Source organism: Nocardia sp. NBC_01327 (assembly GCF_035958815.1).
In the GTDB taxonomy this organism is placed as follows: domain Bacteria; phylum Actinomycetota; class Actinomycetes; order Mycobacteriales; family Mycobacteriaceae; genus Nocardia.
The window spans coordinates 8,547,640-8,571,596 of sequence record NZ_CP108383.1 but is presented as its reverse complement, the minus strand read 5'-3'; the positions used below and the strand labels follow the sequence as shown (position 1 = coordinate 8,571,596).

21 protein-coding genes are annotated in these 23,957 nt (G+C 66.3%); 15 read left to right on the top strand and 6 right to left on the bottom strand.

From position 1 onward, the window contains the following. Nucleotides 1-52: 52 nt before the first annotated feature. Entirely contained in the window at nt 53-1,267 is a 1,215-nt protein-coding gene (locus OG326_RS39570; RefSeq protein WP_327142211.1) for a hypothetical protein, read from the bottom strand. Further along, a complete protein-coding gene (locus OG326_RS39565) occupies nt 1,267-2,016 on the bottom strand; it encodes a ParA family protein (RefSeq protein WP_327142210.1) in 750 nt (249 codons plus the stop codon). The genes OG326_RS39570 and OG326_RS39565 overlap by 1 nt, the downstream gene beginning before the upstream one ends. 709 nt (nt 2,017-2,725) lie before the next feature. On the opposite strand from OG326_RS39565, the gene OG326_RS39560 reads away from it, so the two are divergent. From OG326_RS39560 to OG326_RS39540, 5 genes are all read left to right on the top strand, one after another. Then, the gene (locus OG326_RS39560) at nt 2,726-3,241 is read left to right on the top strand and encodes a C40 family peptidase (protein WP_327146737.1); all 516 of its coding nucleotides are present in this window, start codon (nt 2,726-2,728) and stop codon (nt 3,239-3,241) included. A gap of 98 nt (nt 3,242-3,339) precedes the next feature. Then, nucleotides 3,340-4,281, top strand: coding sequence for an SMP-30/gluconolactonase/LRE family protein (locus OG326_RS39555; RefSeq protein WP_327142209.1), 942 nt, complete (start codon nt 3,340-3,342; stop codon nt 4,279-4,281). A gap of 197 nt (nt 4,282-4,478) precedes the next feature. Further along, nucleotides 4,479-5,189: a GbsR/MarR family transcriptional regulator gene (locus OG326_RS39550; protein ID WP_327142208.1), complete on the top strand. Its 711-nt coding sequence runs from the start codon at nt 4,479-4,481 to the stop codon at nt 5,187-5,189. An 87-nt stretch (nt 5,190-5,276) separates the two neighbouring features. After that, a complete protein-coding gene (locus OG326_RS39545) occupies nt 5,277-6,143 on the top strand; it encodes an alpha/beta fold hydrolase (RefSeq protein ID WP_327142207.1) in 867 nt (288 codons plus the stop codon). Continuing rightward, the gene (locus OG326_RS39540; protein WP_327142206.1) at nt 6,130-6,729 is read left to right on the top strand and encodes a TetR/AcrR family transcriptional regulator; all 600 of its coding nucleotides are present in this window, start codon (nt 6,130-6,132) and stop codon (nt 6,727-6,729) included. The genes OG326_RS39545 and OG326_RS39540 overlap by 14 nt, the downstream gene beginning before the upstream one ends. A 385-nt stretch (nt 6,730-7,114) precedes the next feature. Here the strand turns inward: OG326_RS39540 and OG326_RS39535 are convergent, their stop codons facing one another. Further along, on the bottom strand, nt 7,115-7,990 hold the full coding sequence (locus tag OG326_RS39535; RefSeq protein ID WP_327142205.1) for an alpha/beta fold hydrolase: 876 nt from the start codon (nt 7,988-7,990) through the stop codon (nt 7,115-7,117). Nucleotides 7,991-8,118: 128 nt separating this feature from the next. Here OG326_RS39535 and OG326_RS39530 point away from each other — a divergent pair, with 128 nt between their 5' ends. After that, on the top strand, nt 8,119-9,075 hold the full coding sequence (locus OG326_RS39530; protein ID WP_327146736.1) for an undecaprenyl-diphosphate phosphatase: 957 nt from the start codon (nt 8,119-8,121) through the stop codon (nt 9,073-9,075). 6 nt (nt 9,076-9,081) lie between these two features. On the opposite strand, the gene OG326_RS39525 is transcribed toward OG326_RS39530, so the two are convergent. Then, entirely contained in the window at nt 9,082-10,626 is a 1,545-nt protein-coding gene (locus tag OG326_RS39525; RefSeq protein WP_327142204.1) for an acyl-CoA synthetase, read from the bottom strand. Nucleotides 10,627-10,769: 143 nt separating this feature from the next. On the opposite strand from OG326_RS39525, the gene OG326_RS39520 reads away from it, so the two are divergent. From OG326_RS39520 to OG326_RS39505, 4 genes are all read left to right on the top strand, one after another. Further along, the gene (locus OG326_RS39520) at nt 10,770-11,927 is read left to right on the top strand and encodes a PucR family transcriptional regulator (protein ID WP_327142203.1); all 1,158 of its coding nucleotides are present in this window, start codon (nt 10,770-10,772) and stop codon (nt 11,925-11,927) included. A gap of 76 nt (nt 11,928-12,003) precedes the next feature. Next, the gene (locus tag OG326_RS39515) at nt 12,004-13,203 is read left to right on the top strand and encodes a cation:proton antiporter (RefSeq protein WP_327142202.1); all 1,200 of its coding nucleotides are present in this window, start codon (nt 12,004-12,006) and stop codon (nt 13,201-13,203) included. 110 nt (nt 13,204-13,313) lie between these two features. Further along, nucleotides 13,314-15,584 carry a terpene synthase family protein gene (locus OG326_RS39510; protein WP_327142201.1) on the top strand — a complete coding sequence of 757 codons (2,271 nt, stop codon included), beginning with the start codon at nt 13,314-13,316 and terminating at the stop codon, nt 15,582-15,584. An 84-nt stretch (nt 15,585-15,668) separates the two neighbouring features. After that, nucleotides 15,669-16,508: a patatin-like phospholipase family protein gene (locus tag OG326_RS39505; RefSeq protein ID WP_327142200.1), complete on the top strand. Its 840-nt coding sequence runs from the start codon at nt 15,669-15,671 to the stop codon at nt 16,506-16,508. Here the strand turns inward: OG326_RS39505 and OG326_RS39500 are convergent, their stop codons facing one another. Then, a complete protein-coding gene (locus OG326_RS39500) occupies nt 16,509-18,458 on the bottom strand; it encodes a CocE/NonD family hydrolase (RefSeq protein ID WP_327142199.1) in 1,950 nt (649 codons plus the stop codon). Between the two features lie 176 nt (nt 18,459-18,634). Here OG326_RS39500 and OG326_RS39495 point away from each other — a divergent pair, with 176 nt between their 5' ends. From OG326_RS39495 to OG326_RS39475, 5 genes are all read left to right on the top strand, one after another. Beyond that, the gene (locus OG326_RS39495) at nt 18,635-18,790 is read left to right on the top strand and encodes a DUF6131 family protein (RefSeq protein ID WP_327142198.1); all 156 of its coding nucleotides are present in this window, start codon (nt 18,635-18,637) and stop codon (nt 18,788-18,790) included. 117 nt (nt 18,791-18,907) lie between these two features. Then, nucleotides 18,908-20,218, top strand: coding sequence for a cyclopropane-fatty-acyl-phospholipid synthase family protein (locus OG326_RS39490; protein WP_327142197.1), 1,311 nt, complete (start codon nt 18,908-18,910; stop codon nt 20,216-20,218). An 82-nt stretch (nt 20,219-20,300) separates the two neighbouring features. Further along, nucleotides 20,301-21,767, top strand: a complete 1,467-nt coding sequence (locus tag OG326_RS39485) for a flavin-containing monooxygenase (protein WP_327142196.1) — start codon at nt 20,301-20,303, stop codon at nt 21,765-21,767. A gap of 50 nt (nt 21,768-21,817) precedes the next feature. Next, on the top strand, nt 21,818-22,303 hold the full coding sequence (locus OG326_RS39480) for an FKBP-type peptidyl-prolyl cis-trans isomerase (RefSeq protein WP_327142195.1): 486 nt from the start codon (nt 21,818-21,820) through the stop codon (nt 22,301-22,303). Nucleotides 22,304-22,620: 317 nt separating this feature from the next. Further along, nucleotides 22,621-23,376: a response regulator transcription factor gene (locus tag OG326_RS39475; protein WP_327142194.1), complete on the top strand. Its 756-nt coding sequence runs from the start codon at nt 22,621-22,623 to the stop codon at nt 23,374-23,376. A gap of 57 nt (nt 23,377-23,433) precedes the next feature. Here the strand turns inward: OG326_RS39475 and OG326_RS39470 are convergent, their stop codons facing one another. Then, a complete protein-coding gene (locus OG326_RS39470) occupies nt 23,434-23,955 on the bottom strand; it encodes a nuclear transport factor 2 family protein (RefSeq protein ID WP_327142193.1) in 522 nt (173 codons plus the stop codon). Nucleotides 23,956-23,957 lie beyond the last annotated feature (2 nt).

Genomic DNA, 23,957 nt, shown 5'->3' with positions numbered 1-23,957 from the left:
CAGGAAGGGCCCGGCGGCTGCCGGGCCCTTCCTGTATGTCCGGGTCGAAAAGCTACTGGTGCACAGGCATTCGCGCAGTTGCCGGCAGCTGCTTCTCGATGAGTTCGGCGAGGGTGCGCAGCTTGGCCGCGAATTCGCGTGCGGCTATCGGATCACCGCTGGACCCCTGCACCACCTTCGGGGTGAGCGCGGCCAGTCGTGATTCGGCGGTGCTGAAGACATCGGGAGTGTGCGGATGCTCCTCGGTCAGATCGCCGCGCATCCAGGACTGCAGCAGTTCGACGACCGCACTCCGGTCGTAGGCGGCGGGCAGCACCGCCACCGCCTCCCGGAGTTTGCCGGCGGTGACCTTCAGATCGGCGGCGAGGGTGGTGTACACGGTCACCGCCGCATCCTCCCCGTGCGCGGCCACAATGGGGAGCAGCTCGCGAATCTGCCCCTCGTTGATGGACGGCGCCAGCGGATGCAGCCGGGCGGCCAGCGGCCAGGCGCGGATCAGCTTGTGCGCGTAGGACCGCTGCATATCCCAGCGCTTCTCCACATACTCGTCGAAGGTGGCGTGGTCGGCCCGATAGAGCCGGCCGTCCCGCACGATCTGCAGTGCCCGCCCGGCCACCCAGAACGCCACCCGCAGTGCGTCGATGGAGGATTCGCACAGATCGAGCTGTTCGAGCTCCCCCGCATTGAGCGGTCCGTCGCCCGCGGCGGGCAGCGGCATGGTGAGCACACTCGGCGAGGCGGTCGCCGCCCCGCGCAGCGTCGATCCCACACTGCGCAATGCGGGATCGATGCCGCGCGGTTTCGGAGCGTCCGCCCGCGGCACAGGGTCCGGTGTGACGGTCGGCGGCGCGGGGTCCGCAGCGGCCGCATGCGAACCCGCTGCCGCCGCACCTGGATCTGCTGCTGCCGCCGCACGTGGATCTGCCGCCGCACCTGGATCCGAGGCCGCTGCACCCGAATTCGCCGCAGCCGTACTCGAATCTGCGGTGGCCGCGCCCGTATCCGGCACGGGCGCAGGAGGACCCGGCATGGCCGTGGGCCGATCTGCCGCGGCGGCCGCTGCCGTCGCGGGTGCCGTAGGCGTGGCGGTGGCTGCCTGTTTCGGAGGCGTACTCGTCGCCCGGGCCGAACCCACTGTGGTGCTGTGCCATTCGGCGTCGCGCAGCGGGGATACCGGGGGAGTGTGCTCGGCCTCGTCCGCCAGCGGGTTGCGGGTGGGTGCGGCCGGTCCGCCGCCGATGGAACTCTTGCGTCGTTGCGGTGGCATCAGGCGGGTACCTCCAGTGCGCTGGGAATGGTGCTGTCGCTGTCCTCCAGGTACGGCCGGAGGAGTTCCTCGCCGACCTGCCGGTATTCGCCGAGATCGGCGATGGGGTTCTCCGCGCCGTCGCCGACCTCGCCGTCGGCGGCCTCCCGATACCACTTCCAGGCACTCACATAGGACTCGAACACGTCGTATCCGGCGTCTTCGAGATTGCCGCGCTGCGAACGGTATTCGGTGGAGACATTGATGCCGTTCTTCATGGTGACCGGCACCTTGGTCATCAGCACGCGGACGCGAATGGCCCGCGAGCTTTCCGCTGCGGCCTCCTCGGCGGCGCGATAGGTACTGGGCACGCGTTTGACCTCGGAGGGGCTCACGCTGGTGACCAGGATCAATTCATCGCTCTCCGGTACCGCGGCCTTGAAGATATCGGCGGATTCACCGCCCGCGTCGACGATGATGACGTCGTATTTCGACGCATTGTCGGTGATGCAGTCGTTGACGTGCCGGGACGGGAAGGCGATGAGCTCGAAGGGGATGTCGACATCCTCCTTCTGTAATCGCCGATACCAGGAGTAGCCGGTCTGACTCAGTGGATCGGCGTCGATGACGAGTACTCGAAGTCGGTGCACGGTGGCGAAATACGAGGCGAGGAAGAAGGCCGACGTCGTTTTACCGACGCCGCCTTTCAGATTCCCCAGGGTGACCACCAGCGGCTCGGGAAGTGGGGGCAGCGCAATGGAATCGGTCATGGACAATCCTCCGGATTATGAGGAGGGAGCTCGTGCGGCCAGTCTCACACGAGTCGCTGTTCAGGCCCCGGATTGGTCTCACTGTTTCGTGAAAACGGTGCGAAATCGACGCGAAAACAGCGTGAAATCGGGCTGTGTCCAATTGGACCCAGAGGTCGATGTTTACTATTCCGTTATGAATAACACGCGTGTCATTCGTTGCGCGGTTGTCGATCGGGCGAACTATGCAATGTGGATCCACTCGCAGTACCGAGATGTTCGTGACGGAAACCGGATAGCTAACGCTTGATCGGAGGACCGCATCATGGAAAGTATCGGTGACAAACAGGTGGTTCGGCCCCTTCTGCTGACGTGGAAGGGTTTGGCAACAGGCTTGCTCTGCGCCGCCGCCATCGGCGGGGCCCTGCTGTACTCGGCGGGCCGGGCGGACGCAACGCCGGTGGACGTTCCAGGTATCGGGCAATTCGAGATCGCCGACGCACTCGCCGCGCAGCTCGGAATTCCCGCCGCCGCTCCGGAACTCGCACCCGAAAGCGCACCCCAGCTCACGCCGGCCGAATCTCCGGCCGCGGAGCAGTCGGTGCTCGAGACCTTCGAATTCCGTCCTGTGACGATTCCGGGCGTGCGTACCGCAGAGGTACCGGCCGTCATTGTCATTCCGCAGGCGGCCGCTCCGGCCGCGGTTCCGGAACTCCTTCAGGCCCCGGAGATTTCGGCCCCCGTTCCCGCGCCTGCCACGGCCGCGGATTCCCGCCAGGTGACCCTGGCCGGTCTGGGTGATTTCCTCGTCCCGAACTTTCTGCCCCCACTGGCGGGCATTCCCGGATTGACCGATGCCGCCGTCGCGCAGCCCGCACCCCTGCCCGCCGCTATGCCGAAGAAGTCCGTCGGCCAGCGCGCAGTGGACGCGGCCCGCACGCGATTGGGCGCCGGTTACAGTTCCGGTGCGGTCGGCCCCGATGCTTTCGACTGCTCGGGTCTGGTGCAGTGGTCCTACCGTCAGGCCGGTGTCGAATTGCCGCGCACGAGTTATTCGCAGCTGTCGGCGGGCACCCCGGTTTCGGTGGATGAATTGGAGCCCGGCGATCTGGTGTCCTTCTACGGCGGCGGCCACTCCGCGCTGTATGTCGGTGACGGCCAGGTTATTCATGCCAGCACATACGGCTCCGGCGTGAAGATCTCGCCCATGGACAATATGCCCGTGACGGGAGCCCGCAGGTTCTGAATTGAACCTGTCGTGCGCGTGCTACGTCATAGGATGTAGGGCAATGCCCCCGAATGCGGCGGGAGAATCTCGTTGTGCGGGAAGATGCGAGGTGCGAAATGAATAAGCGAAAGTCAGCGGCGCTCGCGCTCGCGACGTTCACCTTCTCCGCCTTCTCGACGATCGCGGCCACCCCCGCGAATGCCGCACCGGTCTGTGCGGGCGCGGGCCAGCCGACCGTTCCGGCGGCCTCGGTGCCGGGCGCGGCGCTGGAGGGCATCACGGTCGACGGCGGCGGGCGCGCGTTCGTCACCGATCTGGTGAGCGGCAGGGTTTTCCGGATCGACGCACCGGGTGCGCCACCGGTGCCGATCGCCACGGTGCCCAGTGGCGGCGGCGGCGCGCTGGCCTGGAGTACCGATGGAAAGCTCCTGGTCGGATACGGGGCCGATGCCCGGGCGGTGGTCGACGATACATTGCGGCAGTCCGGGATCGTGAAGGTCGATCCGGATACCGGTGCGGTGCAGCCCTTCGCCGCCGGATTGAGCGCCGCCGACGGCATGGATGTCGCTCATGACGGAACCGTCTACGCCACCAATGATTTCGGCACCCTGGTGGGCCGGGTCTACCCGAACGGGGTGGTGCAGGCGGACTGGGGGAACTTCCCCAGTGCGAACGGCGCGGTGCTCAGCCGGGACAACGAGTTCCTCTATGTCTCGCGGACATTCGTCAATCCCGGGGTGAGCCGGATACCCACGGCGGCGCCGTGGGCGCCGCAGTCGCTGCTGGATCTCGGTCCGCTCGACGCACCCGACGGCCTGACGCTCGATTCCCTGGAGCGCCCGGTGGTGCCGCTCAATCCGTCCGGGCAGGTGGTGCGGATCGATGCTCCCGGGCAGTACTGCGCACTGGGCTTCGGCCCGCAATTGACCAGCGAGGTCATCTACGGCCGTGGTGGTCAGGGCTTTTCGGCCGGACGGCTGTTCGGTATCACCTTCACCGGTCTGGTCTACGAGATCCCCGGCGGGTTCGATCCGAATGCCGTGACCCCGACACCGTGACCCGGGCGCCGGTGCTCCGGAGCCGTATTCGGGGCGGGGCGAACGCTACGTTGCGTTCGCAACCGGGATAATCGCCGAATGCGCTCGAAAACTGACTAATACCAAGGCAATTCGGTATACCTCCGCCAGTGGCGTTATATCCCAATGCAATTGGGTGGCTGCTGTGTTGCAATAACAGGGACGAAGGAGGTGTCCCGATGCCTGGTGGACGACTCACCCCGGATGACCGGCGGCGGATTGCCGCAGGTCTGGCGCAGGGGTTCGGGTATGCGGAGATCGCCCGCCAACTCGGCCGGCCCACCTCCACGGTGAGCCGCGAGGTAACGCGCAACGGCGGCCCGGGCAGCTATCGCGCCGAGGCGGCGCACGCTGCCACCGTGGTCCGCTCACGGCGCCGGGTGCCGCGCCCCAAGCGCGTCGAAAAGCCGCTCGGGACAGATGAATACGGCCGCGCTCCCGAACTGGTCGCCGATTTCAGCGCCCAGTTCGCGGAGCTCTTCGCCCGCACCGGTTTTCCCCGCATGCCGGCCGCCGTACTGGCCCGCCTGTACGCGGCGGACTCCGGCAGTGTGACCGCCGGTGAGCTGGTCCGGCATCTGCGCGTCAGTCCCGCCACGGTCTCCGCCGCCGTCGGCTACCTGGAGGATCAGGAGCTCATCCGCCGCGAACGGGACGGCGGCACCCGCCGCGACCGCTACTTTGTCGACGAATCGGCCTGGTACCGCACCACTCTCGCCGGTGCGCGGGCCAATGAGCTGCTGGCGGCGAAGGCCCGCGACGGCGCCGACTCCCTCGGCGCGAGCACGCCCGCGGGGAGCCGGCTGCTGGGCATGAGCGAGTACCTGGAGAAGGTCGGGCTCGATATGGTCCGCTCGGCCGAGCGCTGGCGGGGGCAACTCGGCGGGTGACCGCCGCCGGTGAATATTGCCGATGTCATGGACATACATACGGTATGTATGTAAAAGTGGAGGGGTCCCACAGGCATTGGAGAAACGATGGCAACAAGCACATCACTCGGCCGTACCCACGAGGTGGAGCTGCCCGGCGGCCGCATCAGATATCACGACACCGGGGAGGGGCCGCCGGTGGTCTTCGTGCACGGCCTGCTCGTCAACGCCGATCTGTGGCGCAGGGTGGTTCCGGAGATCGCCGCCGCCGGATACCGCTGCCTCGCCCCGGACTGGCCGCTCGGCGCCCATGAAATCCCGGTTCCCGCAGCGGATCTCACGCCGACGGGCGTGGCGGATCTGATCGCCGCCTTCCTGGAGCGACTCGATCTGCACGATGTCACGCTGGTGGCCAACGACACCGGCGGTGCGATCACCCAGGTATTGCTGGCGCGCAACCGTTCTCGCATCGGACGGGTGGTGCTCACCTCGTGCGACAGCTACGAGGACTTCCTGCCGAAACCGCTGAACGCACTGCCGATCATCGCGCGTATTCCCGGATCCGTTCGACTGCTGACCGAGACCATGCGCATTCGCGCGCTGCACCGCCTGCCGATCGCCTTCGGCTGGGTCGCCAAGCGGCCCGTGCCCCGGGAGATCGCGGACTCGTATCTGCTGCCGAGCCGCAATTCCGCCGCCATCCGCCAGGACGTGCGGCGGGTGCTGAAAACGCTGAACCGCAGCTACACCCTGGCGGCCGCCGAGCACTTCGGCAAGATCGACCTGCCGATCCTGGTGGTGTGGGCCGCCGAGGACAAGATCTTCGCCGTCGCCAATGCCGAACGGCTGGTCCGCGATCTGCCCCATGCGACCCTGCGGCTCATCGACGATTCCTACGCATTCCTCCCCGAAGATCAGCCCGAGTTGCTCTCCGCCGCGATCCTGGAGTTCACTCGGCTGCATGCCACGCCGTAGCCAGGAGGACCGTTCGCGCGCCACCAGGGCCGCGCTCGAGGAGGCCGGACGCCGGCTCTTCGCCGAGCGCGGCTTTGCCGGTACCTCGGCGGAGGATCTGGTCTCCGCCGCCGGCGTCACCCGGGGCGCGCTGCATCACCACTACGGTGATAAGCGCGGATTGTTCCTGGTGGTACTCGAGCAGATCGAGAACGAGACCACGGACGAGATCGAAAATTCCATCGCGACAGTCGATCCCGACAATATTCTGGGCGGGATGGCCGTCGGTCTCAGCGTTTTTCTGGAGATCTGCCGCCGGCCCGCGATGCTGCGGATCGTGCTCACCGATGCGCCTGCGGTGCTCGGCTGGAGTGCCTGGCGGGAGTTCGAGACCGCGCACAGTCTGGGATTGATCACCGCGCAGCTCGAGCGGGCCCGGGCGGCGGGATTGATCGCCGAGGTTCCGATTCCGGTGCTCGCGCAGTTGCTTATCAGCGCGCTGAGCGAGGCGGCGTTGATCGTTGCTCACGCTGATGATTCCGAGGTCGCCCGCGGGCAGGCTCAGGAGGCGCTGATGGTTTTGATCGCGGGAATAGTTCGGGGCTGAGGTATTACGGCGGTGGCCCGGCCGGTGGGCCCCCGGCTATCCGAGCCACCGCAATTCCGGGGAACCGCCGGTGAATTCGATCTACGCACCGCCGTATCACCGCTAGTTCGGCAGTGATCGATTGCCGCATATCCAGTGTGCCCGCCGTCTGTAGCTTTCTGGCGAGAGTCACCGCATGCTTTTCCAGCTCTGACAAAAAGACTCTGGCCTGGGCCAATTCCGGATCGTCGGCGGAATCGTAGCTATCGAACACGGTTTCCTCGGATCATGCGGTTCGGGAGGACCTTACGGCCGCTCGACCCCCTGGTCTGCATATTGCCGAAGTATTCCACGCGCATACCGTCCGCGCTGCCCGAATGGTTTGCGTTCGCCCGGGAACCGCCGATCAGTCACCCGAGTTCCGTTGCAGGAAGGCATGTGCCGCCTCGAATACGCCGCGCGGATCTTCGAGCTGCGGCCAGTGGCCGATTTCGGGGAGGCTGACAATATCGGGATTCGGCACGATTTCGCGGTACCGGGCGGCCATATGCGCACCCGAGTTCGGATCGAGCGGGCCGTTGATCATGCGCATCGGCACCGTCGCGTGCACCAGCGGTTCGGCCCAGCGGTCGCGGAAGGTGACGCGCTCGTCGATGAAGCGCCCGACCAGGTGGGAGACGAAGCGACCGCGGTTGTAGAACAGCACCTCCAGCAGCACCCGCATCTCGTCGTCGGTGGGCTTGGTGGCCGGGCCGAACATCTCCCGCACCGAGGCCTTGACCAGACCGTCGGTCATTAGTGGCCCCGCGATAGTGCCGAGCGGCGAGGTCAGCAGCTTCTGCACCAGCCGCGGCCGGTAGGCCTCCGCGAACAGTCCGCCATTGAGGAACACCACCCCGTCGATACCGGGAACCTCCGCGCCGTCGACCCGCCGGGCCAGCAGCTCCTGCGCCACGCTGACGCCGAGGTCGTGCGCGAGCAGCAGCGTATGCGGCACGTCCAGGTGCCGCAGCAGCGCATCGTGCCGGGTGGCATGGTCGAGCACGCTGTACCGGTGCCGGATCGGCTTGTCCGAGAAGCCCATACCGAGCATGTCCGGGGCGATCACGTCGTAGTGCGCGGTGAGATCGGGCCAGATGCGGTGCCAGTCATAGGAGTTGAACGGGTAGCCGTGGATGAGTAGCAGCGTGGGCCCGCTGCCCTCGCGAATGTAGAAGGTGCGCTGCCCGTCGTGCTCGAAGTACCGGCCCCGCGCCAGCCAATCGGTCAGTTCCGGTCTCATGGCTATTTCCTACCACCGACTTGCCTGATCCACCGCCTGTAAGCAGTCGGTCCGGCGATCGAGTAGCCTCCCGGAGCGAGCCTCGACCGGTTTCGAGGTGGCCCGTCCGCTCGCCGCTCCCGACAGGAATTCGTATGGCCATCAGCTACCTGGAATCGATCGTCGTCGGCGCGCTCCAGGGGGTGAGCGAGCTGTTCCCGGTATCGAGTCTGGGGCACAGTATTCTGCTGCCCGCCCTGGTGGGCGGAAAGTGGGCCGACGATTTGAATATGTCGGCCAAGGATTCGCCGTACCTGGCCCTGCTGGTCGCCATGCACGTCGCGACCGCCATCGCGCTGGTCGTCTTCTTCTGGCGCGACTGGGTGCGCATTTTCAGCGGGCTGTGGGATGTCGCGCGCACCCGGCAGATCCGTTCTCCCGAAGCGCAATTGGGGGTGCTGCTGATCATCGCCACCATCCCGGTCGGCCTGGCCGGGCTGGTGCTGGAGAAGGCGGTGCGCAATTATCTCGGCACGCCGATACCCACCTCGGCGTTCCTCGCGCTCAACGGCGTGGTGCTGCTGTCGGCGGAACTGCTGCGCAAGCGCGAGACCCAGCGCAATCTGGTGCTCTCCAGCCCCACCGCCCGCACGGTGGATCTGTCCGCCGAGGACACCCTGGTGCTGCCCACCACCGATCCGGACCACGCCTCCGATGTGCGGCTGTCGCGGCTCGGGGTGAAGTCCGTGCTCATTATCGGATCCGCCCAGATCGCAGCGCTTTTCCCGGGTATCAGCCGCTCCGGCAGCACCATTGTCGCGGGCCTGTTCAAGGGCATGCGGCACGAGGATGCCGCGCGTTTCGCGTTCCTGCTGGCCACGCCGGTGATCCTGGCGGCCGGTGTGCTCAAGACGCCGGAACTGTTCAAGCCCGAGAACCATGACATTCTGGGTCCCGCGCTCGCGGGCAGTGTGGTGGCCGGTGTGCTGGCCTACGTTTCGGTCAAGTTCCTGGTGAGCTACTTCGAGACCAAGACGCTGACGCCGTTCGCCATCTACTGTCTGGTGGTCGGCGTCGGCAGTCTCGCGTACTTCAGCCTCAAATGAGTTGAGTCAGTTCACCTGACGGGCGTCGGCATCCCAATACCGCGTGCGGAGTTCGCGTTTCAGGATCTTGCCCGCCCCGGAGACCGGCAGGGCGGTCACCACATCGATGGTGCGGGGCGCCTTGTAACCGGCGATGAGGGTCTTGGCGTGCTCGCGGATCTCCTCGGCGGTCACCTGCCGCCCCGGCTGACAGACGATGACCGCGTGCACGCGCTCGCCCCAATCCTGGTCGGGCACACCGATTACCGCGCAGGCGGCGACGGCGGGGTGGGCCGCCACGGCGTTCTCGACCTCGGCCGAGTACACGTTCTCCCCGCCGCTGACGATCATGTCCTTGATCCGGTCGACGATATAGACGTAGCCGTTCTCGTCCATATAGCCGCCGTCGCCGGTGTGCATCCAGCCGTCCCGCACCGCAGCCGCGGTCTCCTCCGGCCGGTTCCAGTAGCCGAGCATGACATGCGCACCGCCGACCACGATTTCGCCGACCGTGCCGCGCGGCGCCTCGTTCCCGTCCGGATCCATGATCACCACTTCACTGTGCGGCACCGCGCGTCCCGCCGAACGCAGGCGTCCCGCAAGGTGATCCTCCGGACCCAGCAGCGTGGCGATGGGCGCGAGCTCGGTCATGCCGTACGCCTGCACGAAACCCGCTGCGCTGAAAGCCTTCATGGCGCGCTCCAGCAGTGCGGCGGAAATCGGCGATGCGCCGTACATCAGCTGCCGCACACTGGAGAGGTCGTGTCCGGCGACCGCCGGATGATCGACCAGCAGCTGAATCATGACCGGTACCAACACCGTTCCGGTCACCCGGTGCGTTTCGATGGCCGCCATGGTGGCGAGTGGATCGAACGCCGGGATCATGACGTGGGTGCCGCCCAGCAGCATGGTGCCGTACCAGCCCGCCAGGTCGGCGAGGTGGAACATGGGCGCGGCGTGCAGGAATCGCACACCGGGGGTGAACAATTGGCCGCTGGCGATGCCGCCGAGCGCGGAGGTCGCGAGATTGGTGTGGCTGAGCATGACGCCCTTGGGGAAACCCGTGGTGCCACCGGTGTAGAACACTCCGGCGAGGTCGTCACCGCCGCGGCGGGCGTCCGCGATCGGTGCGGCCGCGGCGATCAGCTCCTCGTAGGCGAGCATGCCGTCGGGCGTGGGGCCGTCGCCGCAGTGGATCACCGTGGCGAGTTCGGGATGCTCCTGCCGGAGTGCGGGCAGCATCGGAGCGAAGGCATCGTCGACCAGCAGCACCGTGGTGCCGGAGTCCCGCAGCGAATAGCTGATCTCCGCCGGACTCCAGCGGATATTGACCGGATTGAGCACGGCATTCGCCCACGGCACGGCCAGCAGGTATTCGTGATAGCGGTCGGAGTTCAGGCCCAGGATGGCGACCCGGTCGCCGTCGCCGACCCCGAGATCGCGCAGTGCGCTCGCCAGCCGTGCGACCCGATCCAGACCCTCCCGGAAGGTCCGGGTGCGGTCCCCGAAAATCGTCATGACGGCGTCGGGGGTGTGCTGTGCGGCGCGGTGCAGTCCCTGGGTCAGGTACATGGGCGATTCCTCTGTCGAACGGCGGTGTCGGGCGTCACAAGTATCGGCAGGGGACTGTGACCTGGGCCATGGAGTGAGCACCGGACTATCGGTCACCGGGTTTGTTGGTTTTTCCAAAGCCCGGCCGTAGCCTCGACCTCGAGATGACCGATTCCCGCGACTCCGTGTCGCCGACCGCTCGACGTCGGCTGCTGGATCGTGTCCTCGCACAGGTCGACGATCTGGTCGACCGCATTGTGGCCCGCGCGCGAGCGGAGATGGCCGACTATTCGGCGGTATCGGACGCGGAGATCGCCGAGACGACCGCGGGCATTGTCAATCGCCTGCTCGCCGCGCTCCGCGCCGAGCGCGAACTGACCGCCGAGGATCTGCACGCACTGCGTGATTTCGGGGAAACCCGTGCGCGGCAGGGTATTTCACTGTCCGATGTGCAGAACGGCTGGCGCATCGCGGTCCGCGAGATGCTGGCGTCGCTCACCACGTTCGGCCGCAGCGGCCGGGTCGCCGACCGCACCCTGCTGGTCCTCACCCACGATCTGCTCGACATCGTCGATCAGGCCAGTCAGGCATACAGCGGCGGCCATCGGGATGTGGAGATCGAACTGGCTCGGCACGATCAGCAGTTCCGCGCCGAGTTCGCGCGCGGTCTGCTGCTGGGCGGGCTCGCTCCGGCGGATATCCGGATTCAAGCGCAGCGGTACGGGCTCGAGGTCGCGGGCGTCTACCGCGCCTTCCGTGCCCGGGGCGACGATCCACTCGCCGCCGCCGATCTGCGGCGACTCCTGCGGCCGGGCCCGCAGGCGATACGCGGGTTCTCGACGGCCATGGACGGGGACCTCGCCGGATTCGTGCTCGGGACCGATCTGATCGAAAGCGCGGGCACCATCGGCTTCGGGCCCGCGACCCAGCTTGCCGATCTGCCGCGATCATTCCGGCTGGCGAGTCGAATGCTCGCCACCGCGCACCGCTTCGGCCGCACCGGCGCCGCCGATCTGGACCGCCTCGGCCTGCTGCCCGCGATCGTCGCCGACACCGATCTCGGCGAGGAACTCACCGCGCGCTATCTCGACCCGCTGGGCGCCGGCGAGCCGGCCCGCACGGTCATCGACACCGTCGAGCGCTATCTCGAATCCGGCCTGCGCATCGAGGCCACCGCCGAGCGATTGATCGTGCACCAGAACACCGTTCGCTACCGCCTCGCCCGCTTCGAAGAACTCACCGGCACCGATCTGCGCGCACCGCACAGCGCCATCCGCGTCTGGTGGGCCATCCAGCACCGCCACGCGAATCCTCAGGCCTGACCACCGGGGAGGATGGCCACAAGTGTTCGCTTGTGTGTTGCTATCGAATGCATCTCGCGTCTGAAAGGATGCGCAGGTGATTCAGTCGTTGATCGCCATCGCGGCGGTAGTGGCGGGGTGGTCGCTGCTCGCGGCACGGGGCGAGCGGTGGCATATCAGTGCGCCGATCGCGGTGGTGCTGGTCGGGATCGCCGTCGGATTCACCACGCGGAACACCATCGGCGAGACGCTCAATACGCATTCCGCGCAGTTCGGTGCGGAGATCGTGCTCGCCGTGCTGCTGTTCATCGATGCCACCGAGGTGCGCGGCGGCCTGCTCGGGCCCAGCCCGCGGCCGGCCTTGCGCATGCTGTTCATCGCGCTGCCGCTCGGGCTGGGACTGTCGACGCTGCTCGGGGCGTGGCTTCTGCCGGGGCTGTCCTGGCCGGTATTGCTGTTGATTGCCTGCATCGTGGTGCCGATCGATTTCGCGCCCGCGCCGTCGGTGGTGCGGGACAGGTGGATTCCGCTGCGGGTGCGCAATGTGCTCAATGTGGAGGGCGGCTACAACGACGGTCTGGTGTCGCCGATCTTCATTTTCGCGCTCGCGCTGTCCGGCGTCGGCGAGCATGCGAAGACGCCGCTCGAGGCGCTCGGCGACGCGCTGCCGCAGGCCATCAAGGCGATACTGGTCGGCCTGGTGGTCGGCGCGGCATTGGCCCTGGCCACCAATGCCGCCGATGAGCGAAAGCTGATGAGCCATCAGTCGAAACGGATGCTGCTGGTCGCCGCGCCGATACTGTCCTACGCCGTGGCGGTGGCCATACACGGCAATGGGTTCGTCGCCGCGTTCGTGTGCGGGCTGGCGCTCAACTACTGGCGTCGCTCTTCGAATTTCCGCGCCGAGCTCGAGCTGCTGGACGATATCGGCTTCCTGCTCACCGTGGTGATGTGGTTCGTCTTCGGCAGTGTCGCGGTCTATGTACTGATCGGCCCGCACCTGTGGAGGACCCTGCTCTTCAGCCTGGCCGCGCTCACCATCGTGCGGATTCTGCCGACCTTCGTGGCCATGCTCGGCTCCTCCTTCTCCTGGCGCGACCGGCTGCGGCTGGGTCTGCTCGGCCCGCGCGGCACCACGTCGATCGTCTTCGCGCTGCTGGCCTACAACGGATTGTCCGGCGATCCAGCCGATTTCGCGCTGATCACGATGGTCTTCACCGTCTTCGGCAGTGTCATCCTGCACGGCGGCGGCGTGCCCCTCGCCGCACGTCTGCACGCGACGCACCGGGCGTCCTGATCACCTTCACCGATTTTCGTCATGGTTCCCGGTTCGAGTCGTACCGTAGATACCGCATAACGGCTTGTCTCGCTCGTCAGTATTTCGGTTGAGTCCCAGGGGGTTGTGCTGTGCAGCCGTTCGAACTTCCCGATTTCTATATGCCCTATCCGGCGCGGCTGAATCCACATGTCGACCAGGCTCGGGCGCACACCCGGGAGTGGGCCGCGGAGATGGGTTTCTTCGAAACCCAACAGGGACACCACATTTGGGACGAATCGGATCTGGAACGGCACGATTACGGTCTGCTGTGCGCCTATACCCACCCCGAGTGCGACGGTCCGGAACTGGATCTGATTACCGACTGGTACGTCTGGGTCTTCTATTTCGACGACCATTTCCTGGAGCTGTACAAGCGCACCCAGGATTCCGAGGGCGCCCGCGATTACCTGCGCCGCCTCCAGGATTTCATGCCGCTCACCGGCACCGAAATGCCCGAGCCGACCAATCCGGTGGAACGCGGTCTGGCCGATCTGTGGCCGCGCACGGTGCCGAGCATGTCGCTCGACTGGCGCCGCCGCTTCGCCGTCACCACGCAGGCGCTGCTGGAGGAATCACGCTGGGAGCTGGCCAATATCACCGAGGGCCGGATCGCCAATCCGATCGAGTACATCGAGATGCGCCGCAAGGTCGGCGGCGCACCGTGGTCGGCGAATCTGGTCGAGCATGCCGTGCGGGCGGAGGTGCCCGCCGAGCTGGCCGCCACCCGGCCGCTGTGCGTGCTGCGCGACACCTTCTCCGACGGCGTGCATCTGCGCAACGACATCTTCTCCTATGAGCGCGAGGTGCGGGAGGAGGGGGAGAACGCCAATTGCATTCTGGTGCTGGAGCGCTTCCTCGGCCTCGATACCCAGCCCGCCGCGGAGGTCGTCAATGATCTGCTGACCTCGCGGGTCCAGCAGTTCGAGTACACCGCCGTCACCGAATTGCCTTTGCTCTTCGCCGAATTCGGCGTCGGCCCGCACGAGCAGGCCGATGTGGCGCGGTATGCCAAGGGGCTGCAGGACTGGCAGGCCGGCGGCCACGAATGGCATCTGCGGTCCAGCCGCTATATGAACAAGGGGCGCAAGTCCACCGCGAATCCGCTGCTGGCCATGCTCGCACCGAGCGGTCTGGGCATGTCCGCACTGCGGATCAGCCCGAGCAGCCTGGGGCTCAAGCGATTCAACAGCTTCCTGCACGTGCCCTATGCGGAGGTCGGGCCCACCCCGCTGCCCGAGATCTATATGCCCTTCACCCTCCAATTGAATACGCACCTCGATACCGCGCGGGAGAATGCCGTCACCTGGGCACAGGGGATGGGCATGCTCGGCCCGGTGCCCGATACCGAGCTGACCCTCTGGAGCGAACGCGATCTGCGCGAGTTCGACTTCGCCCTCTGCTCTTCGGGTTTGGACCCGGACGCGACCGAATCCGAACTGGATCTGGCGACGCACTGGCTGACCTGGGGCACCTACGTCGACGACTACTATCCGGCGGTCTTCTTCCCCACCAAGAACCTGCTCGGCGCCAAACTCCAGGGCCGCCGAATGCTGGACTTCATGCCGCTCGACTCGGCGGCGACCCCGCCCGCCGCCAATCCCATCGAAACGGGCCTGGCCGATCTCTGGGCACGCACCACCCTTCCGATGGACGCCGACCAGAAGCTCGAATTCCGCACGGCTGTACAGAGTTTCATCTCCGCCTGTGAGTGGGAGGTGCTGAACCACGTGCTGCACCGCATCCCCGATCCCATCGACTATGTGGAGATGCGCCGCGATACCTTCGGTTCGGATCTGACCAAGGCGCTGTCGCGGCTCTCGCACGGCAATCTGGTTCCGCCGCAGGTCTATCGCACCCAGACCCTCAAGAATCTGGAGAACACCGCCGCCGACTACGCGATCCTGCTCAACGACCTGTTCTCCTATCAGAAGGAGACGCAGTTCGAAGGCGACTTCCACAATGGCGTCAGCGTCATTCAGAACTTCCTGAGCTGCGACCGCGATCGTGCCGTCGAAATCGTCAACGACCTCATGACCGCACGCCTGCAGCAGTTCGAGCGCGTGGTCACCCACGAACTGCCCACCCTGTACGAGGAGTACCAGCTCGACGAGTCCGCCCGCCGCGTGCTGGACCGGCGCGCCGTCGAACTGCAGGACTGGATGGCGGCAATCCTGAACTGGCATACCGGGTGTGGCCGCTACACCGAATCGAAGCTCAGGGAGCGGTTCCACCGTGAACCGGCGCAGCCCGCGGCCTCCGATTCCGGTCTCGCGCTGCCCTTCCTGCGACCGACCGGTTTGGGTACCAGCGCGGCGCGGGTAGGCGGCGGCCTCGCTCAGGCGAGCCGCTCCGCCCCCTGAGCAGGTTCTCGCATTGCCCCTGCGCCCCATCTCCGGAAGTGTGAGGGCGGACAGTGGGAACAGGGGTATGGCGGAGGAGCGGGCATGGCGGACAAACGGGCACTGGTCATCGGCGGCGGTGGTGTCGCCGGAATCGCCTGGGCGAACGGGATTGTCGCGGGCTTGGCCGAGAACGGCGTCGATGTGCGCACTGCCGACGTGCTGGTGGGTACGTCGGCGGGCGCCAATGTCGCGGCGCAGGTCAGCAGCGGATTGACACCGGAGGAGCTGTTCGCGCGCCAGATCGATCCGGCGCTGCAGAGCAAAGAGCTGGTGCCGGAGGGCAATTCGGTCGAGAGCGTCTGGGCGGAGATTCTCGATATCCAGGCGGCCACCGAGGGCAATCCGGCCGAGGCGCGGCGGCGGCTCTGCGCACTGGCCATGACCGTGCATTCGGTGCCCGTGGCGGCCCGCCGGGCGGTCATCGAATCCCGGCTGCCGGTGCACGAATGGCCGCAGCAGCCGCTGCTGGTCAGCGTGGTGAACGCGGAAACCGGTGAGCCGCAGACCTTCGACCGCGATTCCGGTATCGCCCTGGTGGATGCGGTGACCGCGAGCTCGGCCGTCCCGCTGGTCTGGCCCTGCCACGTCATCGACGGGGTGCACTACACCGATGGCGGCGTGCGCACCTCCGTCAATGCGGATCTGGCCGTCGGCTACGAGCGCGTGCTGATCATCGCGCCGCTCCCGGACGAGGAGCTGGAACAGCAGATCTCGACGCTCACCGAGAAGGGCGCGCGGGTCGAGGTGATCAGTCCCGACGAGGACTCGTTCACGGCCTTCGGGGCGAACCCGCTGGACACCGTCTCGCGCGTACCGTCCGCGCAGGCCGGGCGCGCGCAGGGCAAATCGGTGGCGGCCCAGGTCGCGACCGTCTGGAACTGATTATTTCCCCGGCCGCAGATCGAAGGTCGTGGAGCCCTCCGACCCGGCCGGGATGAGGGGCAGCGTCACCGAGGAGGGGTGCGCGGCATCCTTGTAGATGGTCTGTGTAGCGGGCTGGGTGCGGGCATTGTCGCCGAAGCGGTCGCCGGTATTGGGATTCGGCGCGTACTGGGGGTAGTCGCTGCTGGTGACGGCAATGCGAATGCGGTCGCCCGCTTTGAACTGGTAGCTGGTGGGCCAGATCTTGATGGTGAATTTGTACGGCTGCCCGGGGACCAGCAGGGTGGGATCCGACAGCGAGTCGCGGAACGCCGCGCGCAGGATGCCATTGTTCAGATTCACCGAAGTGCCGTCGGGTGAAACGACTTCCAGCCGCGCCACGAAATCGGTGTCCGGTGCGGTGGACGAGGCCCACAGCTGCACGGTGACGGGCCCGGTCACCTCGGTATCGGTGCTCAGCGGATCGGTATCGTAGGTCAGGATGTCCGAACGCTGTTCCACCGCACCCTGTTCGAACGGTCCCTGTGGTCCCGATGATGCGCCGCAACAGGAATGGCCGCCGCTGCTGGGCGCCGGATCGGCGGGGTCGTAGAGGTAGTGATCCGGATCGGCGGGACCGCCCGGCGCCTGCGGGGTCAATGCGCCCATGCGGCCCGCGATACCGTTCGCGCCGCTGCCGGAGAAGTAGTAGTCCTTCCACTGTGTTTGCGGCAGTGGCCAATTCGTGGCGGACTTCCAGCGGTTCGCGCCCATCAGGAAGTAGTCGACTCGGGGGCTGCCCGATACGCCGTTGCTCTTGCCCTTCAGGAACTGGTCGAACCAGTCGAGCATCAGATCATTGATCGGACTGTTCCCGGCCGGCCCGATCTGCTTCAACCGTGGTGCGAACGGTGAGTCGGGCCGTCCCCAGCCGACGTGATCCCACGGCCCGATCACCAGGCGCTGGTTCTGTTGTGCCTGCGGTGTTCCGCCGTGGGCGACCATTCCGGCGAAATTCTCGGTCCCGCCGGCGAGGAAGGCGTCGTACCAGCCCTCGACATCGAGCACCGGAATCTTCACCTGCGGGTAGTGCTCCCGAATGCTCCACTGCTTCCAGTAGTCGTCGCGGGTCGAGTGCCGGATCCAGTCGAAGAACCAGGGCGCGACGGCCGGATTGCCCGGCTGCATCGGCGGAAAGTCTTTGTACGGCTGGTATTTCATCCAGGATGTGTAGTTCGAGACCGCGTCGGTCAGCTCCTTGACGGCCGGACCGTCCTGGCGATGCTGTGCCGCCTCGGCGCCGATGGTGCCCATCGCCCACGGCTCCACGAAGGCCAATCGGAAGGCGCCGCCCTCGTAGGTCCAGCCGTCGTAGTAATCGGAGGCGGTATTGGCGGGCACGATCGTGGTCAGATGCGGGGGTGCGCCCACCGCGGCCAGCCACTGCGTCGCCCCGACATACGACGAGCCGTACATGCCGACCTTGCCGCTGGAACCCGGCAGTGCCGCAGCCCATTCCACGGAGTCGTAGCCGTCCTGGATGTCATTGCCGAATTCGGAGAAGACGCCGTCCGAGGTCCCGAGTCCCCGGACATCCTGGATGACCACCAGATAGCAGTGCGAGGCGAACCAGTCCGGGCTCTGATAGCGCGAGGGCTGGATCTGCGGGGCCGACTTGCCGTACTGGGTTCGCATGAGAATCACCGGAACGGGATCGGTTGTCCTGGGGCGGTACACATCCGACCGGAGTACGGTCCCGTCGCGCATCCTCGCGGGCACATCGGCCTGCTTGTCGACCGCGCAGTCCCCGCGCCCGCCGGCCGGTGGCCACGCCGCGGCGGGCGTCGCGGGGCCGGTGCCCGCGGGGCCGGTGCCCGCGGGGCCGGTGCTCGTTGTGCAGGCGCCCACCAGAACGGCAATCCCGAGCACCGCGGTGAGCAGCCGGGCGATTCGCATGACGTGATCCGACATTCCATACACCTCGCTGTGCGGGGCAGGTGACGGCGTCAGCTTAATCCGCAGCCCTGGTGGAGCGGCCCTGCTACCGGAAAATTCACTGTAGGTTGCAAGTGTAGGTCTACAGCGTTGACATACCGTCGGCGGCGGCGTGTACTGGAAGGACCACCAACGAAATTAGGTATCCACTCATGATCGCTCTCGGATTGGTCCTGCTAGTCGTGGGATTCCTCTTGGGTTTCCACCTCCTCGTCACCATCGGGATCATCCTGCTGATCATCGGCGCAGTGCTGATGATCGCGGGCCGCACCGGGCACGCCATCGGCGGCCGCAGCCACTACTACTGATCGACAGCGGATCCGGGAGTAAGCACGCTGAGGAGCCCGGTCGCACCCGCCCGAGTCGGTGCGACCGGCTCGAGTAGCCTCCGCGCGCGGCCGCACGCGACAGGCGATAGTGGTCATATGGGCAACAACGCAACAGTCGCGGCCGCGTTCGAACCTCTTCTGCAGGCCGCCTTCGGCGCACAGCCGCCGCTACGGTTCGAATTCTGGGACGGCAGTGCCGTGCAACCGGCCGGTGAGTCTCCCGGCACCATGCGCATTCGCTCGAAAGACGCTCTGGGACATATGATCTGGGCGCCGGGCGAATTGGGTCTCGGCCGCGCGTTCGTCTCCGGCAGTGTCGATCTCGACGGCGATATCTTCACGATTCTGCGTGCGCTGCAGACCGCCGTGCCGGACAGCGCGCGGCTGGGTCTGAGCGGTGCGGTCAAGGCCGCCGGTGCGGCGCGGCAACTCGGTGCGCTCAGCCACCGTCCGAAGCCGCCGCCCGAGGAGGCCCCCGCGCCGCGCGGCTGGCTGCACACGCGCGGACGTGATGCGGCGGCCATCAGCCACCACTACGACGTCGGCAATGACTTCTACCGCCTGGTGCTCGGGCCGAGCATGACCTACTCGTGCGCGCGCTTCGTCGCCGCGGATGACGACGGCCGGCGGGTGGCCGATCCCGAGGTCTCCCTGGAAGCCGCCCAGGCTGCCAAACATGATCTGATCTGCCGCAAGCTGGGCCTGGCCGAGCGCCGCGGCATGCGCCTGCTGGATGTCGGCTGCGGCTGGGGTTCCATGGCAATGCATGCGGCCGAGGTCTACGGCGCGCAGGTCGTCGGCGTCACGATCAGTAAGGAGCAGGCCGAAGCCGCGCGCAAACGCGTCGCCGACGCCGGTCTGTCCGACACCGTCGAAATCCGCCTCTCCGACTACCGTGACCTGCACGGCGAGGAGTTCGACGCCATCTCCTCGATCGGCATGTTCGAACACGTCGGCGCGAATCGAATGGCCGCGTACTTCGAAACCCTGCGCGCACTGCTGCACCCCGAGGGCCGCCTGCTCAACCACGCGATCTCGTCCAAGGGCGGCTCCAAGATCACCGCCCGCTCGTTCATCGGCCGCTATGTCTTCCCCGATGGCGAACTGCTCGACGTCGGCGATGTCACCCTGGCGATGGAGCGCGCCGGTTTCGAGGTCCGTGATGTGGAAGCCCTGCGCGAGCACTACGCCCTCACCCTCCGCCACTGGGTGGCCAATCTCGAAAATGCCTGGGACGAAGCGGTTTCCCTCGCGGGCGAAGGCCGCGCTCGCATCTGGCGCATCTACATGGCCGCCTCCGCCCTCGGCTTCGAGGATGGAGGCATCGGGCTGCACCAGGTCCTCGGCGTTGTCCCCGATCCGCAGGGCCGCACCGGTATGCCCGGTACCCGGCGCGCCTGGGCCTGACCCGGCCGTTGACATCCTCACCAAACCGAAATACCGTCGGTATTCGAATTCTGGCGGTATCAAAGTGAAGGATGTGTGCGGCATGTCTGCGTCTCGTCAACCCCGCGTCGTGATCATCGGCGCGGGTGTGTCCGGTATCGCGAGCGCGATTACGCTGCAGCGCAATGGTTTCCACGACTTCGTGATTCTGGAGAAGGGGTCCGACGTCGGCGGGGTGTGGCACTGGAACCACTACCCGGGACTGACCTGCGATGTGCCGTCACAGGTGTACCAGTTCGGCTTCGCGCCGAAGCCGGACTGGTCGCATGTCTTCGCACCCGGTCCGGAGATCCAGCGCTATCTCGCCGATGTCGTCGACCAGTTCGGACTGCGCCCGCACCTGCGGGTGGGCGCCGAGGTGGTCGCGGCGGAATTCACCGGCTCCGGCTGGCGGGTCGAGACCGGCGACGGGGAAGGGTACGACGCCGACTTCGTGATCGCCGCCACCGGCGTCCTGCATCATCCGGCCTGGCCCGATATCGCTGGACTGGACGAGTTCGCGGGCACCGTGGTGCACACCGCCCGCTGGGACGATTCCCTGCCGACCGCCGGTCGGAAGATCGCCGTGATCGGCACCGGATCCACCGGGGTGCAGGTGGTTTCGGCGCTGCAGCCGAAGGCGCAGCGGATCACCCACTTCGTGCGCAGCCCGCAGTGGGTGATCTGGGCGCCGATGCAATTGCCGCAACCGGCGTTCGTCGGCGCCGTGCTGGACCGGCTTCCGGCCCTCAACCGGGCGCTCTACCAGGCCGGAATGACCGGTGCGAAGCTGTTCACCGATGTCGTCACCCGCCCGAGCTGGCGGCGGCGCGCGGTGCAGCAGTACGCGCGATTGAGTCTGCGCACCCAGGTCGGCGATCCGGAACTGCGCGAGCAGCTCACCCCCGACTACCAGCCGCTGTGCAAGCGACAGGTGTTGTCCGGCAGCTACTATCGCGCGCTGCGCGCCGGCAATGCCGAACTCGTCACCACCGGCATCGAGGCGGTCACCCCGACGGGCATTCGCACCACCGACGGCCGCCACCACGAGGTCGATACGATCGTCTTCGCCACCGGCTTCCGCGCGCACGACTACATGCGCCCGATGAGGGTGACCGGCCGCGACGGAATCTCCATCGACGAGGCCTGGGCCAAGGGCCCCCGCGCCTACCGCATGACCGCGATCCCCGGATTCCCCAATTTCTTCACCGTGCTCGGACCCAACTCGCCGACCGGGTCCATTCCCCTGCATCACGCCGCGGAGGTCACCGCCCGCTATATCGCCGCCTGGATAAACCGCTGGAGCACAGGCGAATTCGACACCGTGGAGGTCACCGAGGCCGCCACCGACCGCTTCGGCGCCCACGTGGCCGAGGCGCTGGGGCCCACGGTCTGGAACACCGGCTGCAACTCCTGGTACTTCACCGAGGGCGGCCACATCGATCTGCTGCCCTTCGACCGCCGCACCATGGAAACCATGCTCACCGACCCCGACGCCGAGGACTTCCACCTGAGCACGCAGGGGGTGTAGCCGCCATATACATTTGCTCGTTCAGTGTTCCTCTGCGAAAGGGTTACCCCATGTCGATCACTGCCAACAAGGTTGTCTCCATCGACTACACCCTGACCGACGACGACGGCGAGGTCATCGACACCTCGACCGGCGCCGAACCGCTCGAGTACCTGCACGGCGCCGATAACATCGTCCCCGGGCTGGAAGGCGCGCTGGAGGGCAAGGCCGTCGGTGACGAGCTGAAGGTCGTCATCGAGCCGGAGGACGGCTACGGCGAATACGAGGCCGAGCTGGTCAGCATCGTCAGCCGCGGCGATATCGAAGGCGTCGAGGAGCTCGTGGTCGGCATGGAACTGCACGCCGAAACGCCCGACGGCGACGTCCAGATCATCACCATCCGCGAGCTGGACGGCGATGAGGTGACCGTCGACGCCAACCACCCGCTGGCCGGCCAGCGCCTGACCTTCCAGGTCCGCGTCGTCGACGTCCGCGATGCCACCGCGGACGAGCTCGCCCACGGCCACCCGCACGGCGAGGACGACCACGAGCACTGATTAGCGCGACCGTAATTGAGCCCGGCGAATTCCGGGCACAATTGGTAGTGCGGCTCTCGAATGTTTCCGGGTGCGGTATGTTTTATGTTGAATAGTGAAACATACCGAACGGCCTTACTATTTAGCCCGGAACGGCCTCGGACGCCCTCGTTCGGGGGATTTGTTAGATACTTCACTACCGCTGGAATTCGTCGCCACGGTTTGATCGACAGCAGGCTATCGCCTAGTCTGATGTTAGTTGAACACCCGGCCGCCCACCGAAGCGTGGTCGTCAAAGCGACACTTCATGTGTCCGGGACGGTGGGGGCATTCCAAATATGGAAAGCAGCGAGCTGCGGCAAATCGACATCGACCTCGAGCCGAGTTTCCCCGATATGCATATTTCGGTGGTCGACAGGTCCTGGCGAATTCTGATAGCGGCCAGTTCCGGAGACTGCGGCGGACTCGCCCGGGAGTTGCCGAGGTACGGCCATCAGGTGGCAATGGTGGATACCGGGCGAATGGCCATGAAGCTGTTCGATCGGGCCGATCTGGTGCTACTGGATCCGGATCTTCCCGATTTCGACGGTTTCGCGGTGTGCCGCTCGATTCGCGCCCGGCATGCCGTGCCGATCATCGTGGTCACGGACCGCACCTCCGAACTCGATTGTGTTCTCGGTCTGCGTTCGGGTGCGGACGATTATCTGGCCCGGCCGTTCGGCATCAGGGAACTGGTCGCGAGAATCGATTCGGTCATGCGGCGCGCGTGCCCGGACCCGGCCGAGCAGGAGCAGTCGGTCACCCGGTGCGGTTCACTGCGCATCGACGATGCGTCCCGCGAGGTGGAGATTCGCGGCAGGCCGGTGGTGCTGACCAGGAAAGAGTTCGATCTGCTCGGCCTGCTGGCCCGGCGGCCGGGAGTGGTGGTGCCGCGGCAGCAGATTCTGAGCGAGGTGTGGGACGGGTCGTGGTCGCAGCATACGGTGGACACGCATGTGAGCAGCCTGCGCGCGAAATTGGGATCGAGCGACTGGATCGTCGCGGTCCGCGGTATCGGTTTCAAGCTGATGCCGGTCGCCGATATCCCCGACTGAGAGACGTCCGGAAACGAGAAAGGCCGCTGACTCGGCGAGTCAGCGGCCTTTCCGGTATCAGTCGCCGACGGCGATGACGTTCAGATGCTCATCGAAGATATAACCGGCCGGCGCCTCGCCGGTGCGCATCACCTTGGTCAGATTCATACGGCTCAATCGCCAGCCCGCCACCGTGCGCCGGGCGTTCGCCTCGATATATCCCCAGACGATGAGCGGCGGTGCGCCTGAGGTGACATGTTCGTGTGTTGCGGTGAGATTCAACCTGATGACGGCATTATCCCCGTGAATATCGGCATGACAGTCGGTGGTGACGTGGTGCGTCGGGCCGAATAATGCGACGACCTCCGTCATATGCTCGGCGAGCCCCTCGAGGCCCCGATAATCCTCGGGCGGCAATTCGAGCAGCACATCGCGGGTGAAAAGCGATTCGGCCCACGCGTCATTCATCGTCTTGCGATCCTCGAAGAAGAAGAATCTATCGAAGAGCGCGGCGATATCGCGATGGTCGCGCAATTCGCGAACCTCGGCGCGCAGTGCCGCGATCTCGGCACGGAGCTCTTTGTCGGAAATCTTGTCCATTT